Raw genomic sequence first — 17,253 nt, forward strand, 5'->3', positions numbered from 1 at the left:
CCCACGCCGACAAGGCCTACGACATCCCCGACCTGCGGAAATGGTTACGAGGTCAGCGGATCGGTGTGCGCATCGCCCGCAAGGGCATCGAGTCCAGCGAACGTCTCGGCCGCCGCCGCTGGGTCATCGAACGCACCATGAGTTGGCTGACCGGCTACCGCCGACTCAACCACCGCTACGAACGCGACCCCCGCAACTACCTGGCCTTCCTCGGACTCGCCGCAGCCGTCTGCTGCTACAAACGCCTCATCCGACTCACCACATAGGACACGGTCTAAATGGTGGACGGTGTGTTGTGCGAACGCAGCGGCGAGAGAAGCCGGTCACCCAGCAACCCGGTCAGCGAGGAGTCCGTTCCGGGTGCGGGTCGTTCCGCCTGGTCCCGCAACCACCCGGCCAGAGCGGACAGTTCCCGACGAGAGCGAAGCATGCGGGAAACCCCTTTCTCGCTGGCTGAGCGGCCCGCGGTAACTTGTTCTAACGGCTGGCGCTTCGTACGAGGTCGACCAGATCGAAGCGGCTCCGGGCCGCCGAAAGTCGCTCCCTTAGGCCAGCCGCAGCACTCCGGTAGCTCGGCTCCTCCAAGATCTGCCGCACGCTGTTCAGGAGTCCCCTCGCGGTGATCGGCAAAGACCAGTGCCCGGCCAGAGGTATCGACGGATGGACGGCGTCATCGACCCGCCATTCGAGTGGTCTGCGGTATGCGGGGTACAGCATCCCTGCACCGTGCTGCTCAGCCCGTACCGCCCACGCGGCCTCCGACGACGTCCAAGGCAAGCACAGCACCGGAACTGACCGCTCCAAAGCGTGCACCAACGTGGTGCCCCCGTGGGTGATCACCAAGTCCGCCTCGTCCAGCAGAGCCAGATACCGATGCACCGGAACCATGCCGAGGAACGTGTCACCGGTACGGAAGTAGGGCGAGTATCGCGCGCCCCCGAGAACAGCGAACTCAACGTTGCGCTCTGCCCTCACCACCGCTGCGAGTGCCTGTGGGTAGGTCGACTCCGGTCGGTTGTTCCCCTCCGCCAGGTAGGAAACGACGAGGGGCCTTCGACGCGGTCGACGGTCCAGTGGCGCAGGCGGCGTCATGATGGGGCCCACGTATACGTCGTTCGTGCGTTGCTGCACCGGATCCAGCACCGGGCAACTCGGTATGAGATTGAGGTCTCCCTCGAAAATCTCCCGCTCGTCTTCGTAAGGAGCCAGGCCCCACTGTGCGCGGCTGTGGTTGAAGCTCCGCAGGCACCCGGGAAGCGGACGGCCATTCAATTCGTGTAGCTTCCACGCACCGAGTGAGGGCCCTGAGCGCAGTCCGTGCGCCATCGCCAGGGAGACCACCGGTACGCCAGCCGACTCGGCCGCGGTCTGGAGGGTGTCGTGGTAGTCGTTGATCACCAAGTGGGGTTGGAACGCGCGCAGGACCTTAAGCACTCGACCGGTGTTGGCTGTGACGAAGTCCTGGTCGCCGAAACCCAGAGCGAGGCGTCGCTGCGCATGCCGGAAGGCATGCGAATACACCGGCAGCGGCTTCGAAGGCCACCGCCCCTCCGGGCGGTTGTTCACCTCGGCGATGTCCGCTTCAGGGGCGAGCGCGCGAATCCGGGCAACCTTCGCCCTGCTAGAGATGATCAGATAACGGTCGCCGCGCTGTCGCAGGAGCGTGGCCAGATGGGCTACCCGGGCCAGATGGCCTTCCCCGCCATCCCAGAAGGACAGCACTACCCGCAAGACTCTCTCCCCCCGACGGTGATCGCCGACTGGCTGCTCCCACAATTCTGCCCGGATGCAAAGGGATGCGCATGAGAGTTGTCCACCTATGAGCACATCTCGCCGCGCTGGCTCTCGGGGTGGTGGGTCAGGGCCAGGACATCACGACCGGGATGTGGGCCTATCGAAAAGGCAGGGGCCGTCTCGATCACCGAGACCGTCGGCGATGATGGGAACCGCGTCAGCCAAGCAGAGACATCCCGCCCGCCCTGACTTTCCGAGCCGGATAGGACTTCCGGGAGTCCCGAGGTGCAGGCCGCCCTGTCCCGGCAGGGCCGCTACCAGGACGTCGGCTAGAACATGCGCGTCAAGGAGGTGCGGATATCCGACACCGACCGGTTCGTGATCTGCCACAACCCCGAAGCGGCCGAGCGCGACCGGCACATGCGCGAACAACTCGTCACCCAGCTGGCCGACTTGATCGCCGACACCGACAAGCTCAGCGACTTCAAGCGGGGCGAACTGCGCGGGAGGATCGCCGACAAGCCCGGCCTGAACCGCTACCTTCGCGCCTGTGAGGCTCGTAAAGTCATCGCTGCAGGTGGGGATGGCGTGAGAGGCGTTTGTCGGCGGCTGGGATGCTGCAGAAGTGATCGTCTCGATGGTGTACCGGATCACCCGCGCGTTGCTGTCCGTGCCGGGCGTCCTGCTGCGCCGCAACACGGCCAAGGACGCCGAGCTGCTGGTGCTGCGGCATGAGAATGCGGTGCTGCGTCGGCAACTTGGGGGTCCGGTCCGTTACGAGCCCGCGGACCGGTTCTGGTTGGCTGCGCTGTCGTCGCTGATACCGCGCTGCGACTGGCGCCGTGTCTTCCCGATCACCCCGGGGACGTTGCTGGCGTGGCATCGCAGGCTGATCGCGAAGCGGTGGGACTACTCCCACCGACGCCGCCCTACCGGTCGCCCACCGACGAACGCGGCGCTCAAGAAGCTGGTACTGCGACTCGCGCAGGAGAACCCGCGGTGGGGCCACCGGCGGATCCAGGGTGAACTGGTCCGGCTGGGGCATACGATCGCGCCCTCCACGGTCTGGCAGATCCTGCACGCGGCCGGCATCGACCCGGCCCCACGTCGTACCGGCCCGAGTTGGCGCGAGTTCCTCACCGCCCAGGCCGAGGGGATCGTCGCGGCGGACTTCTTCCACGTTGACACGATCACCGGTAGGCGGCTGTACGCCCTGGCGTTCCTGGAACACGGCACCCGCAAGCTCCACGTCACCGGCGTGACCGCCCATCCCACCGCGCAGTGGGCGACCCAGCAGGCCCGCGACTTCACCGCCAACCTCGGCAGCCGCGTCGAGTCGCTCCGATTCGTGCTGCGCGACCGCGACAGCAAGTACACCGACGCCTTCGACGCCGTCTTCGCGGCCGAAGGCATTGATGTGCTGCTCAGCTCACCCCGGGTGCCGCGGATGAACGCCCATTGCGAGCGCGTCATCGGCACGATCCGCCGCGAGGCGCTCGACCACGTTCTGGTCATCAACGAGGCCCACGCCCGACGCGTCCTCGCGGAATACCAGGAGCACTACAACGCCCACCGACCGCATCGCTCCCGAGACCAACGGCCACCCGAAGCCCCGCAACAGCCGCCGGACCTGTCCGCGGGTGCACCGGGCAAGCTCCTACGCACCCGTGTCCTCGGCGGAGCCATCAACCAGTACCAGTACGTGGCTTGAGCTGCGGCGATGACTTTTCGAGCCCCACACGCGCCGAACCGGGTGCCTCAGCAGCCATGAGAAGTGTTGTATCAAGTGCATCATTGTTGCGTCCACTGCCCCAGTCCTGGCCAGCCCCCGTCAAGGCCTCGACCCGAAGGCGGAGTTAGGCGGTTGACCAGCGGAAGGAACGACGCCGCGTGCGACGAACTGTTGCATGAACTGCCATTCATCCCGTTGCGGCCGCTTCCCCCCACGCGGTCGCCGGAGCGGTACGGGACGCCGAGAACATCACCGACCGCAACCCAGGTCGGGACTGACTTTTCCGGCCCGGCGTCGACCAAGCGATCGTGCACGCCTTCGAACGGATCCTGGCCGCTCGGAGCGCACCTCCGGCCTTCTCGCCGCGATCGCCGTGGCGAACGAGGCGTGTTTCTCCCGCGCGGCCTACCTACCGCTCCTCGATAGCCAAGATCATCCGGGGAGCATCCTGGGGGCTCCAGATGCTCCCCGGTCTGAAACCGACACCCTCGCTGCCGAGATCACTCGTCTCCACCGCGAGGACCGAGAGCTGCGCTCTCGGCACGCGGCTGAGCGACGGGAGCTGCGAGCAGCGATCGCGACCTACGCCAACCAGATCCAGGCCCTCGCCCTACGCGTAGCGGAACTGGAACAGGCCAACGCTTCCATGCGTACACGCCTCCAGCAGTCCGACAACGCCGTCGGCGCCCTGCTGCCCCCGCGTGGCAGCGGGCTTGACCACGCTGGCCGAGCCGAGTGGGCCGACAAGTCTCACCAACGCTGACCGGCGGGCGCTGTCCCCGCTGGTCTGGGCCCGGTTAGAGCTGCAGATGAGAACCGGCTCGACCAAAGGTCGACAGCGACGGTACCCAGCTGGGAGCTCAGCAAGAGCGGCGGAGCCACGGTCCGTTCCGGGTCAGCTGGGGCTGCCGCTGATCGCGTGGGCGGGGTCGGCAGCCCACGATGACAGTAGACGCAGCGCGTCGTGGGTGGGGCTGCCTGCTTCCGCGGTCCAGACGATGATCTGCAGGTCGGGGTCGGCGGCCCAGGTGACGGCGTTCCAGTCCAGGTGCAGGTCGCCGACGACGGGGTGGCGCAGGTGCTTGGTGCCGGTGCCGCGGGTGGCGACGTGGTGGTCGGCCCACCACTGGCGGAACTGGGCATCCTGGACGGACAGTTCGCCGACGAGTTCGGCCAGCTTGGCATCGCCGGGGTTGGCCGCGTTGTGGCGGCGCATCTGGGCGATGGCCAGGCGGGTCACGCCTTCCCAGTCCGCGTAGAGCTCGCGCATCGCGGGGTCGGCGAACAGCATCCTTATGTAGTAGCGGTGCTTCTCGGGGATCTGCGCGAAGTCGGTGATCAAGGCGGCGCCCATGGTGTTCCAGGCGACGATCTCGGTGCGCGGGCCGATCACGAATGCGGGGGTGTGCGCCATGTCGTCGAGCATGCGTTGCAGCTGCACCTGGACCCGGGGGCGGGGCGCGCGGCGCGGCGGCCGGTACTCGTCCTTGGCGCCGAGCTCGTAGAGGTAGTCGCGCTGGTCGTCGTCCAGGCGCAGCACCTGGGCCAGGGATGCCAGCACGGCCGGCGAGGCGGGCATGCGGCCTTGTTCGAGGCGGGAATAGTAGTCGGTGCTGATCGCGGCCAGCACGGCGACTTCCTCCCGGCGCAGGCCCGCGACGCGGCGCGGGCCGCCGTCGGGCAGGCCGACAGCGGCCGGGGTCAGCTCGGCGCGGCGCGCTTTGAGGAATTCCCCCAGGTCGTTGCGGTGGTCATCGCGCTTCATGGCACCAGCCTGGCACCCGTGTGCGGTGTTGTCAGGGGGAGGGTTTTGTCCCTGGATGTGCGTTCGATCCGCGCCCCCGTACACCACCCAGGTCGGTTGGCCGGCTCGCCCGGGGTCACAGTTGCAGGACGATGCGGCCGCGGAGGCCTCCGGCGTCCAGGAGCTGGTGGGCCTGCTGGGCCTGGTCGAATGGGAGCACCTGCGCGACGCGGAGCGTCAGCTGTCCGTCCTTGGCTTGCTGGCGCAGGCGGTCCAGCTTGACCTGTTCCTGCGCGTAGCTGAACACAACGATCGACTTGATGACGACTCCCCGCTCGCGGACGCCGTCGCCGCCGCGCACGCTCACCATCATTCCTTGGTCGCGGACGGCGGGCGTGGCCAGTTCTCCCAGGGAAGCGGCGTCCACCAGGGCGTCGACGCCCTCCGGGACGTGTGCGCGCACCTGCTGCGCGTACTCGGGGCCACGAGGTAGGACCAGGTCAGCACCCAGCTCTTTGACGAGTGCCTCATCCTTGGGGCTGGCGTCGGCGATGACCTTCAGGCCGTCGTCCTTGGCGAGCTGGATGACGTATCCGCCGACCGCGCCCGCGGCGCCGGTCACGGCCAGGGTCTGGCCCGGGGCGAGACCCAGGGTGTCCAGGGCGAGGCGCGCGGTCAGGCCGTTCATTGGCAGCGAGGCGGCCTGCGCATCGCTCGCGCCCACCGGCGCCTTGACCACGGAGCGGGCGGGCACGGTGACGTACTGGGCGTAGGCGCCGTGGCTCTGGTTGGGGACGACGATGGCCATCACGCGGTCGCCGACCCGCAGATCGGTCTCCGTACCCTGGCCGATCTGGTCGACAACGCCGGCAGCGTCCATGCCGGGGACGAAGGGCGGTACGGCGGTCGGCGCGACCGCCAGCCCTCGGCGTATCAGCGAGTCGATCGCGTTCACGCCCGCGGCAGACACTTTGATGCGGATCTCTCCCGGGCTGGCTTCCGGGACGGGCAGGTCCAGCATGTGCAGCGACTCGGGGCCGCCGAACTGCGTCACTCCAACAGCCTTCACGGTGATCACTTCCGTAGCTTTGCGCGGTGGCCGAGGCCGGGCGCGGCTCTGGTCAATTGGATGCGCGGCCCCGTCTGCGTCAGCGGGCCCGCACTGACCGGGGCGGTGAGGGGGCGGACCGGGTGCCCGGCAGCGCACGCTGCCGGGCACCCGGTCCTCGCCGTGGGCGTGCTGGGTGTCAGCTGAGGGCCTTGACGACTTCCTGGGCCAGTGGGACGGCCGAGTACGGGTTCTGGCCGGTGAACAGGGTGCGGTCCACCTCGACGTGCGCCGTGAACGGCTCGCTCTCGCGGTAGTCGGCGCCCAGCTCGGCGACCAGGCGGTCCTGGAGCAGCCACTTGGCGCGGTCGGCGAGGCCGTTCTGCCGTTCCTCGGCGTTGGACAGGCCGGTCAGCCGGTAGCCGTGGAACGGGGAGTTGCCGTCGGCGTCGAGGGTGGCCAGCAGCGCGGCCGGGCCGTGGCAGACCAGCGAAATGGGCTTGCCGGAGGCGAGCCAGTCGGTGAGCAGTTTCCCGGAGGCGGCGTTGTCGGGCAGGTCCTCCATGGGACCCCAGCCGCCGGGGACGAAGACGGCGTCGTAGTCGTCGATGTTGACGTCCTCGATGCGCATCGGGTGCTGCAGTTCGGTGGCCTCGCGCAGTGCCTTCTTCATGGCCTCGGCACCTTCCTCGCCCCCGTTGAAGTCCGGGGTCAGGCTGAGGGCGTCGGCGGTCGGCGGGACGCCGCCCGGGGTGGCGCAGGCGATGTCGTAGCCGGCCTCCTTGAAGACCGCGTAGGGGCCGAGCGCCTCCTCGGCCCAGAACCCGGCCGGCTGCTGGAAGCCGTCGGCCAGGGTCCAGTGGGTGGCGGCGGTGACCAGGAAAAGGATCTTTGCCATGGGAATGCTCCCTGAGGATCGGATGGGTGGTGGTGGGGTGGGTCAGCCCTTGAGGGCTTCCTGCAGCACGTGGCTGTCGGCGGCCTGGATCAGGTGGGCGAGCTTGCCGTCCGCGACAGTCCAGAAGTGGATGAAGCGGACGTCCGCGGTGTTCCCGGTCTTCGTCTCGGCGTGGTAGTGCCCGAGGACGAAGACGTGGCCCTCTTCGTCGCCGAAGAACTGCTCCGCCCTGGCGCCGAAGGTCTTGTAGCTCGGCATGATCGGGCCGAAGAAGTCCCGGCCGACGCTGTCCCAGCCGTGGTAGACGCCGCTGTTGGGGAAGCCGGGGGTGATGTCCCAGACCAGGTCCGGGGACATGATCTCGGTGGTGACCTCGGGGGCCATGCCGGAGTCGTACAGGCGGCGGACGAGGGCGATGTTCGGGTTGTCGGACATGGTTGTGCTCCTTGGACGGTGCGGGGGTGAATGCGGTGCGGTGGGATGTGCCAGATCAGGCGGCCAGGGCGGCGCGGCCCGCGGCGAAGACTGCGGTCTCGCGGGCGACGCGGGCGCCCAGGTGCTCGGCGGTGGCGATGTCGGACTTGTGCACGGCATCGGGGCCGGCGTCGACGGGGGTCTGCGCTGCCGCGCCGGCGAAGTATCCGAGCCGGTTCAGATCCATCTCGCTGCCGGTGGTCGCGGCCCAGCCCGGCTGGATCCCGAGGCTGACCCAGTGCATGGCGTGCTGGGCGGCCATGGTGACGAAGTAGTCCAGGGTGTAGGACTTGTCGCCCGCCTTGGCGCCGGAGTTGGTGAAGCCGGCGGCGAGCTTGCCCGCCCAGGTCTGGGTGTACCAGCGCTTGCTGCTCGCCTCGGCGAAGGCGTGGAAGGCGGCCGACGCGGTGCCCATGTAGGTGGGCGAGCCGAAGACGATCGCGTCGGCGGCGTCCAGCTCGGCCCACTGCTCGTCGGTGATGGCGTCGACCGCGATGGACACCACGTCGGCCCCCTCGGAGGCGGCGCCCCGGGCCACCGCCTCGGCCAGGACGGCGGTGTGGCCGTAGCCGGAGTGGAACGCTATGGCGACGCGGGGCCGGACCGGAGAAGTCATGACGGTACTGCTCCTCGAAAAGGAGGGAATCGGGGGTACGTCCACCACACTGCACCGCCCGGACTCGGGGAAACAGGGACGGATTACTCCCCGGATGATTTCGTCCCGCCTTTCGAGTGAATCCGATCCATGGGCTGGAGATTCGCCCGATTGCCGAGGGGCGGGGAAGATCCGGTCCAGGTATGTTGACGCCCGGCAAGAGCCACCGCGAATAATTCAAGGGGGGAGAGATTCCTCCCTCCTTCTTTCCTAGACAGACGCACATACTGGCGCCACGGGCGCCCGCGCCCCCGTCGCGGACGGCTTCTCCACGAGTGCCGGCGTCTGCACGGGTGTGCCCGGCACTACCCAACCGCGGCGCGGTCCGACCGGTCCGGGGCCGGACAGGGGCCGAGACGAGAAGGGATGAAAGATCATGGATGCTTCGGCGCAGATCGGCGTGACAGGGCTGGCGGTGATGGGCCGCAACCTGGCCCGGAACTTCGCACGCAACGGCTACACCGTGGCTCTGCACAACCGCACCGCGGCCCGGACCCGGGCTCTGGTGGAGGAGTTCGGCCGCGAGGGGTCCTTCGTGCCGTGCGAGTCGGCCGAGGAGTTCGTGGCCGCGCTCGAACGCCCCCGACGCCTCATGATCATGGTGAAGGCCGGGGACGCCACCGACGCCGTCATCGACGAGTTCGCCCCGCTCCTGGAGCCGGGCGACATGATCATCGACGGCGGCAACGCCCACTTCGCCGACACCCGCCGCCGCGAGAAAGCCCTGCGCGAACGCGGCATCCACTTCGTCGGCACCGGCGTCTCCGGCGGCGAGGAAGGCGCCCTGCACGGCCCCTCAATCATGCCCGGCGGCTCCACGGAGTCCTACACCGTCCTCGGCCCGATGCTGGAGAAGATCAGCGCCCACGTGGAGGGCGAACCCTGCTGCACCCACATCGGCACCGACGGCGCCGGACACTTCGTCAAGATGGTCCACAATGGCATCGAGTACGCCGACATGCAGCTCATCGCCGAGGCCTACCACCTGCTGCGCGACGTCGCCGACTACACCCCGGCCGAGATCGCCGAGATCTTCCGCCGCTGGAACAAGGGACGCCTCAACTCCTATCTCATCGAGATCACCGCCGAGGTCCTCGCCCACACCGACCCCGCCACCGACGCGCCGTTCGTTGACATCGTGCGCGATGCCGCCGAGCAGAAGGGCACTGGACGCTGGACCGTGCAGACCGCGCTCGACCTCGGCTCACCGGTCACCGCCATCGCCCAGGCCACCTTCGCCCGCGTCGCCTCCTCCCGCTCCGAACTGCGCGCGGCCTACCGGCCGCTGCCCGGTGGCACAGCTCAAGAGCTCCACCGGCACGAGGCCGAGCGCTTCACCGAGCAGGTCGAGCAGGCCCTGTACGCGTCCAAGGTCATCGCCTACGACCAGGGCTGGACCATGATCCGCGACGGCGCCGCCGAGTACGGCTGGGACATCGACCTCGGTGAGGTCGCGAAGATCTGGCGTGGCGGGTGCATCATCCGCGCCGCGTTCCTCGACCGCATCCGCGCCGCGCACGCCGCCAACCGAGACCTGGTCAGCCTGCTGGCCGAGGATCGGTTCGCGGCCGAGGTCGCCGACGCCCAGGTGCCCTGGCGCGAGGTCGTGGCGATCGCCGCCCACCGCGGCATCCCGGTGCCGGCCTTCTCCGCCTCCCTCGCCTTCTACGACACCCTGCGCAGTCAGCACCTGCCCGCCGCACTCATCCAGGGCCTGCGGGACTTCTTCGGCGCCCACACCTACCACCGCACCGACCGCGACGGCAGCTACCACACCCACTGGGCCGAATCCGGCCGCCCGGAATCCCGCACCGACATCTGACCGGCTGTCACCCTGCCTACGTTCTCGGCGGGAATTCCCGCGCGCTCCTTTTTCGGGCACGCACGTGCACGTGGCCGCGCGGGGGCGTCGGGAATTCAGTCAGGCGATGGGGGGATGGATTTATCCCTGGATGACCGTGGCTGGGCGTGAAACCTTTTCATTACCGGGTCCCGGCGGCAGGCTGAGGCCGAGAAGAATGGGATGGACATCATGGTCAAGCCCGTTTCGTTCAAGAACAAGTCCATCGACATCGCCGGGCACCTCCACCTGCCCGACGACTTCCGCGAGGACCGGACGTATCCGGCTCTCGTCGGCATCCATCCGGCCGGCGGCGTGAAGGAACAGACCATCGGGCACTACGCCGCACGGCTCGCCGCCCACGGCTACGTCACCGTGGTCTTCGACGCCTCCTACCAAGGCGAGAGCGGCGGCGAACCCCGCCTCCTGGAAGACCCCACCGCCCGAGTGGAAGACGCCCGCAGCGCGGCGGACTTCCTGACCACCCTGCCGTTCGTCGACACCGAGCGCATGGGCGTCTTCGGCATCTGCGCCGGAGGCGGCTACGCGCTGGCCGTGGCCCAGACCGAGCGCCGCTTCAAGGCGGTGGCCACCGTCAGCGCCGCCCCGATGGGCGAGGGCTCCCGGGCCTTCCTCGGCCACAGCGTCCCGCCGGCCGAGCACATCAAGACCCTGGAGATGGTCGCCCAGCAGCGCACCGTGGAAGCACGCGGCGGAGAGCCCCTCTATGCCCCGTTCGTCCCCGAGACCGCCGAGGAGATCGACGAGAACACCCCCGACCTCCTGCGCGAGGGATACGACTACTACCGCACGCCCCGGGGCCAGCACCCCAATTCCAAGGGCCGCTTCCTGCTGACCAGCATGGACCGCATGTACGCGTTCTCCGCGTTCGACCAGATCCCGCAGCTGCTGACCCAGCCGATGCTGCTCATCGCCGGCAGCAAGGCGGACACCAAGGTGTTCAGCGACCAGGCCCACGAACTGTCCAACGGCCCGAAGGAACTCTTCGTCGTGGACGGCGCCACGCACATCGCGATGTACGACGTGCCCGAGTACGTCGACCAGGCGGTGACCAAGATGGTGGACTTCTTCAAGGTCCTTTGACCAGACCGGCGGGATACGAAACAAGCCGGGCGCCGCGAAGCTCGCAAACGGTTACTGCGGTCCAGAGGTGTCCTGGTGCTGGGTGGCCTGGATGTACCGGCTGGCGGGAGAGGGCTTGTTGCCCCCGGTGAGCAGTGCGGTCTCGGCGGCCTGGAGCGCGTCGAGAGCCTGGGCGGCGTCCTCAAGTCCGGGGATGCACACGCGTTCCCCGAGCCGCAGGCCCGACAGGCTGGCCGCGGCGACGTCCTCGGGCGACATCGCCCAGGGGATCTCGTGGCCGCGGCCGCCGTTCCACTCCGTGGCGACGACGCCTGGGCAGACGACCTGGGTGCGGATCGGGGTGTCGGCGAGCTCACCCGCGAGGGTGCGGGTGAAGGCCAAGGTGGCGGCTTTCGCCGCGGCGTACAGGGTGCGCCGCGGCGCTCGCGGATCGTTGGCGCCGGCACTGAAGGCCAGCAGGGAAGCGACGGTGACGATGCTGCCCTCCTTGGCGGCGAGCATCCCGGGAAGGGCGGCGCGGACCAGCTGGATCGGCGCGACGGCGTTGAGGGTGAGCAGCTTGTCGATGTCCGCCGGGTCGACGTCGGCCAGCGGCGCGTAACCGCCCGCGCCGGCGTTGCTGATCAGCAGGTGGATGTCGCCGGCGGCAAGGCGGTCGGTCACGGCGGCGATGCCGGTGCTGCTGGCGAGGTCGGCCGGCAGCACCTCGACCGCCGCGCCGTCGGCGCGCAGCTCTCGCGCCAGCTCGTCGAGTCGGTCGGCGCGCCGGGCGACCAGGACCAGGTCGTTGTCCTGCGCGAGGAGGCGTGCGTATGCGGCGCCGATTCCGGAGGAAGCGCCGGTGACGAGGGCGAGGTTTCGAGTCATGCCACCCACCGTGCATCAAGCATTTGTCTAATGTCAAACGTTTGATACTGACGTTTGCCGGGATAGGCTTGTGCGGTGACACGCAACGAGGAGGAGCCCGTCGGGCCCGATGCGCTGGACCGGGTGACCTGGGCACTTCGGCGCGCGGAGCTGGCTGTGCAGGCTGCGAAGGAGCAGCGGCTGCGGGCCCTGGGGATGGCGGTCTCGCACTACGCGCTGCTGATCACGGTCCACAGTCAGCCCGGCCTGGCCGGAGCTGAGTTGGCCCGCCGGCTGAACGTCACTCCGCAGGCCGTCGCCTCGCTGGTGGCGCGCCTGGAAGGCCGCGGGCAGGTGGAGCGCCGCGAGCATCCCCGCCACCGGCACATCCAGGAGCTCCACCTCACCGAAGCCGGCCGCGAAGCGCTGCGGGCGGCCGACGCGGTCGTCGCAGAGGTCGAGCAGCAGATCAAGGACGCCCTCGGCGCTGCCCCGGCGGAGCAGTTGCGCGCGCTGCTCGACGAGGTGTGCGAGGCCGTCCGCGAGGACTGACCCCCACGGCGGCGCTCCGCGTCGACGCCCCATCGGCTCTGCGCCGGCGGGTACTCAGGCCGCGGTGTCGGCCTGGGAGGGCGGGGGCCCGGGGGAGGTAGCCGACCAGGACGCGAGCAGGCGCAGCGCGTCGTCGGCGGGGCTGCCGGGTTCGGCGCTCCAGGTGACCAGGTGCTGGTCGGGGTCGGTCGCGCTGATGAGGGTGGTCCAGTCGAGGGTGAGCGGTCCGACGACCGGATGGTTCAACTGCTTGGCCCGCACGCACAGGCCCGCCACGACGTGGCCGGCCCACCAGATCCTGAAGTGCTCGTCCCTGGTGGACAGTTCGCCGACCAGGGTGTTCAGGCGAGGGTCGGCCGGGGTGCGCGCCGCCTCGGTCCGCAGCTGTGCCACGGCCGTGCGGGCGATGTTCTCCCAGTCCTGGTAGAGGGTGCGCATCGCGGGGTCGGTGAACAGCAGCCGGACGTAGTTGCGGTGCTTGACAGGGATCTCGCCGAAGTCGGTGAGCAGGGCCGCGGCCTGGGTGTTCCAGGCGAGGATGTCGGTGCGGCGGCCCAGCACCAGCGCGGGCGTGGTGCCCAGGTCGTCCAGCAGACGCAGCAGTTCGGGCCGGGCCTTTTGGCGCGGGCGCCGGTGGGGGCGCCGCAGGGCATCGGTTCCGGCGAGGCGGAACAGGTGGGCGCGTTGGTCCTCACTCAGCCGCAGGACACCCGCGAGAGCGCCGAGGACCCGGCCGGAGGGGTGCACACGACCCTGTTCGAGGCGCGTGTAGTAGTCGGTGCTCACCGCGGCAAGGTGCGCTACCTCCTCACGGCGCAGGCCGCGCACTCGTCGCGGCTGCTTGTTCGCGGGCAGTCCCAGGTCACCGGGGTTTATTTCGGCGCGTCGTTCCTTGAGGAATTCTCCCAGTTCGTTGAGGTTCGGGTTTCGGGCCATGCTTTCCACCATGGCACAGCGTGCCCGGTTTGTGAGGGGGAGAGTTTCCTCCGTGGGAAACACCCCGCCATTCATGTAAAGGCGCAGGTGGCACGGCCGGAGCTCCTCATCCGAGAAGGGGGGAGTGATTTATCCCTGGATGGGTTTCTCCTCTTTTGTGTTGGATGGGTCCGTGACACGGTCATGAGTGTGACACCGGACTGCGAGGTCACACGGATGCCGCCTCTCCACCAAATGGCGCACAACCGCATCCCAATCCCGCCGGATCACCCGGCCGCGCGTCACGATGCACCCAGGTCCCGGCCCCGCAAGGAGTGACAACGCATGCCCGAAGACAAGTCCGTCGCCCCCACCACGCTGCAGGACTTCGCACCGAAGCTGGCGGAGCTGACCGACCAGGTCCTGTTCGGTGACGTGTGGGAGCGCCCGCAGCTGTCCCCGAGGGACCGCAGCCTGGTCACCGTCAGCGTCCTGGCGGCCCTGTACCGCACCGAGCAGCTCGGCTTCCATCTCGGCCGGGCCATCGAGAACGGCCTGAGCGTCGAGGAGCTCACCGAGGCCATCACCCACCTGGCCTTCTACGCCGGCTGGCCGAACGCGATGACGGCGATCAACCAACTGCGGGCCGTCGCCGACCAGGCCCAGCAGACCCCCTGACCGCCTGACCGCCTGACCGCCTGCGACGACGGCTGTCGACCACCCGCACCACCGCACACGTAAGGAACCCTCATGCTCGGAACAATGCTCCACGCCACCGGGGACATCCGGATCGAGGACCGCCCGGACCCGCAGATCACCCGCCCGACCGACGCGGTGATCCGCACCGTCGCCACCTGCGTGTGCGGCTCGGACCTGTGGCCCTACCGCGGCATCAACCCGGTCACCTCCCCGACCCCGATCGGCCACGAGTACGTCGGCGTCGTCGAGGAGGTCGGCACGGACGTCACCACGATCAAGCCCGGCCAGTTCGTCATCGGATCGTTCATCGCCTCCGACAACACCTGCGCCAACTGCCGCAACGGCTACCAGACCTCCTGCCTGAACCGGGACTTCCCCAACGGCTGCCAGTCCCAGTACATCCGGGTCCCGCTCGCCGACGGCACCCTGGTCGCCACCCCCGAGCAGCCCTCCGCCGAGCTGATCCCGAGCCTGCTGGCCCTGTCCGACGTCATGGGCACCGGCTGGTACGCCGCCCGCGCCGCAGAGGTCAAGCCGGGCTCCACCGTGGTCGTCGTCGGCGACGGCGCGGTCGGCCTGTCGGGTGTGATCGCCGCGAAGGAAATGGGCGCCGAGCGCATCGTGGCGATGAGCCGCCACGCCTCCCGGCAGAAGCTCGCCCTTCAGTTCGGCGCCACCGACATCGTCGACGTGCGCGGCGACGAGGGCGTGGCCCGCATCAAGGAGATGACCGGCGGCATCGGCGCCGACTCCGTCCTGGAGTGCGTCGGCACCAACGAGTCGATGCTGCAGGCCCTGCGCTCCACCCGCCCGGGCGGCAACGTCGGCTTCGTCGGCATGCCCCACGACGTGAACGTCCCGGCCGAGGAGCTGTTCTACTCCCACTTCGCCCTGCGCGGCGGCCCCGCCCCCGTGCGCGACTACCTGCCCGACCTGATCCAGCGGGTCCTTTCCGGCCGCATCGAGCCGGGCAAGGTCTTCGACCTCACCCTGCCGCTGACCGAGGTCGCCGAGGCCTACAAGGCCATGGACGAGCGCCGCGCCATCAAGGCACTGCTCAAGCCCTGACCATCGCCCGCTGACTCCCGGCGGGCGCGCGCCCGGCCTCCCCCGAGCCGCCCGCGCCCGCCGGGCCACCACCGCCTCAGAGCCCCGCCCCCGACCGACCACTCGCGCCCACCCCAAGGGGAGACCTCACCATGTCCGCTCTCGAACTCGTCGTGCTCCTCGGCGCGGCCGTGCTGGCGGGCCAGGTCGCAGCCCAGCGCCTGAAGGTCGCCACCCCCGTGGTGCTGCTGGTCGTGGGCGTGCTGGTGGGGCTCGTCCCGGCCGTGCGCCGGATGGAACTCCCGCCGGAAGTGGTGCTGCTGCTGTTCCTGCCCGTACTTCTGTACTGGGAGAGCCTGACCACCTCCCTGCGTGAGATCCGCACGAACCTGCGCGGCATCGTCCTGCTCAGCACCGTGCTGGTCATCCTCACCGCCTGGGCCGTCGCGGCCGTCGGCCACGCACTCGGCCTGCCGTGGGGACCCGCCTGGGTGCTCGGTGCCGCGGTGGCCCCCACCGACGCCACCGCCGTGGGCGTCCTGGCCCGGACCCTGCCGCGCCGCCAGGTCACCGTGCTGCGGGCCGAGAGCCTCGTCAACGACGGAACAGCCCTGGTCATCTACGGCCTGGCGGTCGGCATCACCGTCGGCGAGGAACACCTCACCCTGCCCCACGTCGGGGCCCTGTTCGTGCTGGCCTACGGCGGCGGCGCCGCGGTCGGCATCCTGGTCGCCTGGGTCAACATGAACCTGCGCCGCCGCCTGGACGACCCACTGCTCGGCAACCTCGTCATGATCCTGGCGCCGTTCACGGCCTACCTGCTGGCGGAACTGATCCACGCCTCGGGCGTCCTCGCCGTCGTCGTCAGCGGCCTGATCATGGCCCAGGTCGCACCCCGGCTCATCCGCGCCGAGCACCGCCGCCAGGCCCTGGCCCTGTGGCCACTGGCCACCTTCATCATCAACGGCGTGCTGTTCGTTCTGGTCGGAGTCGAACTCCAATACGCGGTCCGCCACCTGAGCCACTCCGACCTGTCCCGGGGCCTGGCCATGATCGCCGTGGTCACCGGTGTGCTCGTCGCGGTCCGGTTCGCGTTCCTGTTCGCCTCCGCCTACCTCATCCGCGCGATCGACCGACGCCCCCAGCAGCGTCTCCTGCGAATCAGCCACCGCGCGAATTGTCAGCGGATTCGCCGGTTTCAGGGGCGCGGTCTCGCTCGCCGTGGCGCTGTCCGTCCCCCAGTCCCTCCACTCCGGCCAGCCCTTCCCCGACCGCGACCTCATCGTCTTCGTCACCTCCGGCGTGATCGTGGTGACCCTGGTGGGGCAGGGCCTGCTCCTGCCGGCCGTGGTCCGCTGGGCCCAGCTGCCGCCCGACACCTCCGTCGAGGAGGAACTGCTGCTGGCCGAGACCGCGGCCACCGAGGAAGCCATCGAAGCCCTGCCGAAACTCGCCGCCGAACGCGGCACCACCCCCAAGGTCGCCGAGTGGCTGCGCCAGGAGTACGAAGCCCACCTGGCCACTGTCCGGGCCAGCGGCGGCACCTCGGACGACGATCCCGCCCTGGTCCACAACCGCCACTACACCGACCTGCGCCTCGCCCTCATCGCCCACAAACGCGCCACCGTGGTCCGCCTGCGCGACGAACGCAAGATCGACGACACCGTACTGCGCCGCCTGCAGACCGCCCTGGACTACGAAGAGGTCCGCCTGGCCGGACGAGAAGAAGAGTGACCCCCGTCCGACGAGCACGCCAGGCCCACGCCCGCCGTGTCTCACGCCATGTCGGCAGGACACCCCGTCCCCTACGGTCCCGGTGAACGCGTCCAGCGGCAGCGCCCGGTTGGAGAAACCCCATGACGACCCCCGACACCCCCACCCCCCCCCCCCCGCCACCCACGCCCGACAGCGACCAGGGGACCCCACCCACCACGAGCCGCGGGCTGACGCTGCTGTTCGCGACCG

16 protein-coding genes and 2 pseudogenes are annotated in these 17,253 nt (G+C 69.4%); 10 read left to right on the forward strand and 8 right to left on the reverse strand.

Annotated elements, in window-relative coordinates; genetic code table 11:
- The coding region (locus tag DN069_RS03655) for a transposase (protein WP_243638878.1) at nt 1-266 on the forward strand (266 nt) is incomplete at its 5' end.
- Between the two features lie 211 nt (nt 267-477).
- On the opposite strand, the gene DN069_RS03660 is transcribed toward DN069_RS03655, so the two are convergent.
- Entirely contained in the window at nt 478-1,731 is a 1,254-nt protein-coding gene (locus tag DN069_RS03660; protein ID WP_133259823.1) for a glycosyltransferase, read from the reverse strand.
- Between the two features lie 273 nt (nt 1,732-2,004).
- Here DN069_RS03660 and DN069_RS42770 point away from each other — a divergent pair.
- Nucleotides 2,005-2,301 (forward strand): annotated as a pseudogene (locus DN069_RS42770) (IS1634 family transposase); the annotation flags it as partial.
- Between the two features lie 58 nt (nt 2,302-2,359).
- The gene (locus tag DN069_RS03670) at nt 2,360-3,445 is read left to right on the forward strand and encodes an integrase core domain-containing protein (RefSeq protein ID WP_111499346.1); all 1,086 of its coding nucleotides are present in this window, start codon (nt 2,360-2,362) and stop codon (nt 3,443-3,445) included.
- Between the two features lie 916 nt (nt 3,446-4,361).
- On the opposite strand, the gene DN069_RS03680 is transcribed toward DN069_RS03670, so the two are convergent.
- The 5 genes from DN069_RS03680 to DN069_RS03700 form a co-directional block, all read right to left on the reverse strand.
- Nucleotides 4,362-5,231, reverse strand: coding sequence for a helix-turn-helix transcriptional regulator (locus DN069_RS03680; RefSeq protein WP_111499348.1), 870 nt, complete (start codon nt 5,229-5,231; stop codon nt 4,362-4,364).
- Between the two features lie 115 nt (nt 5,232-5,346).
- The gene (locus DN069_RS03685; RefSeq protein ID WP_111499357.1) at nt 5,347-6,279 is read right to left on the reverse strand and encodes an NADP-dependent oxidoreductase; all 933 of its coding nucleotides are present in this window, start codon (nt 6,277-6,279) and stop codon (nt 5,347-5,349) included.
- A 178-nt stretch (nt 6,280-6,457) separates the two neighbouring features.
- Nucleotides 6,458-7,156 (reverse strand): type 1 glutamine amidotransferase domain-containing protein, encoded by a 699-nt coding sequence (locus tag DN069_RS03690; RefSeq protein WP_111499349.1) that lies wholly within the window; start codon nt 7,154-7,156, stop codon nt 6,458-6,460.
- Nucleotides 7,157-7,198: 42 nt separating this feature from the next.
- Nucleotides 7,199-7,591, reverse strand: a complete 393-nt coding sequence (locus tag DN069_RS03695) for a nuclear transport factor 2 family protein (protein ID WP_111499350.1) — start codon at nt 7,589-7,591, stop codon at nt 7,199-7,201.
- Nucleotides 7,592-7,646: 55 nt separating this feature from the next.
- On the reverse strand, nt 7,647-8,246 hold the full coding sequence (locus DN069_RS03700; RefSeq protein ID WP_111499351.1) for a flavodoxin family protein: 600 nt from the start codon (nt 8,244-8,246) through the stop codon (nt 7,647-7,649).
- A 415-nt stretch (nt 8,247-8,661) separates the two neighbouring features.
- Here DN069_RS03700 and gndA point away from each other — a divergent pair, with 415 nt between their 5' ends.
- Nucleotides 8,662-10,107: an NADP-dependent phosphogluconate dehydrogenase gene (gene gndA / locus DN069_RS03705; protein ID WP_111499352.1), complete on the forward strand. Its 1,446-nt coding sequence runs from the start codon at nt 8,662-8,664 to the stop codon at nt 10,105-10,107.
- 201 nt (nt 10,108-10,308) lie between these two features.
- Entirely contained in the window at nt 10,309-11,229 is a 921-nt protein-coding gene (locus DN069_RS03710; protein ID WP_243638880.1) for an alpha/beta hydrolase, read from the forward strand.
- 51 nt (nt 11,230-11,280) lie between these two features.
- Here DN069_RS03710 and DN069_RS03715 read toward each other — a convergent pair whose 3' ends face one another.
- Complete coding sequence (locus DN069_RS03715) at nt 11,281-12,096, reverse strand: SDR family NAD(P)-dependent oxidoreductase (RefSeq protein ID WP_111499353.1); 816 nt, start codon at nt 12,094-12,096, stop codon at nt 11,281-11,283.
- 75 nt (nt 12,097-12,171) lie between these two features.
- On the opposite strand from DN069_RS03715, the gene DN069_RS03720 reads away from it, so the two are divergent.
- Nucleotides 12,172-12,627 (forward strand): MarR family winged helix-turn-helix transcriptional regulator, encoded by a 456-nt coding sequence (locus DN069_RS03720; protein ID WP_111499354.1) that lies wholly within the window; start codon nt 12,172-12,174, stop codon nt 12,625-12,627.
- Between the two features lie 54 nt (nt 12,628-12,681).
- Here the strand turns inward: DN069_RS03720 and DN069_RS03725 are convergent, their stop codons facing one another.
- A complete protein-coding gene (locus DN069_RS03725; protein ID WP_111499359.1) occupies nt 12,682-13,563 on the reverse strand; it encodes a helix-turn-helix domain-containing protein in 882 nt (293 codons plus the stop codon).
- Nucleotides 13,564-13,887: 324 nt separating this feature from the next.
- Between DN069_RS03725 and DN069_RS03730 the strand changes: the two genes are divergently transcribed.
- From DN069_RS03730 to DN069_RS42305, 4 genes and pseudogenes are all read left to right on the forward strand, one after another.
- Nucleotides 13,888-14,220 carry a carboxymuconolactone decarboxylase family protein gene (locus DN069_RS03730; RefSeq protein WP_111499355.1) on the forward strand — a complete coding sequence of 111 codons (333 nt, stop codon included), beginning with the start codon at nt 13,888-13,890 and terminating at the stop codon, nt 14,218-14,220.
- Nucleotides 14,221-14,292: 72 nt separating this feature from the next.
- Nucleotides 14,293-15,309, forward strand: a complete 1,017-nt coding sequence (locus DN069_RS03735) for a zinc-dependent alcohol dehydrogenase family protein (RefSeq protein WP_111499356.1) — start codon at nt 14,293-14,295, stop codon at nt 15,307-15,309.
- A 131-nt stretch (nt 15,310-15,440) separates the two neighbouring features.
- Nucleotides 15,441-16,367 (forward strand): annotated as a pseudogene (locus tag DN069_RS42300) (cation:proton antiporter); the annotation flags it as partial.
- Between the two features lie 142 nt (nt 16,368-16,509).
- The gene (locus DN069_RS42305; RefSeq protein WP_279387867.1) at nt 16,510-17,022 is read left to right on the forward strand and encodes a cation:proton antiporter family protein; all 513 of its coding nucleotides are present in this window, start codon (nt 16,510-16,512) and stop codon (nt 17,020-17,022) included.
- Nucleotides 17,023-17,253: the final 231 nt, after the last annotated feature.

The organism is Streptacidiphilus pinicola (assembly GCF_003258295.1).
In the GTDB taxonomy this organism is placed as follows: domain Bacteria; phylum Actinomycetota; class Actinomycetes; order Streptomycetales; family Streptomycetaceae; genus Streptacidiphilus; species Streptacidiphilus pinicola.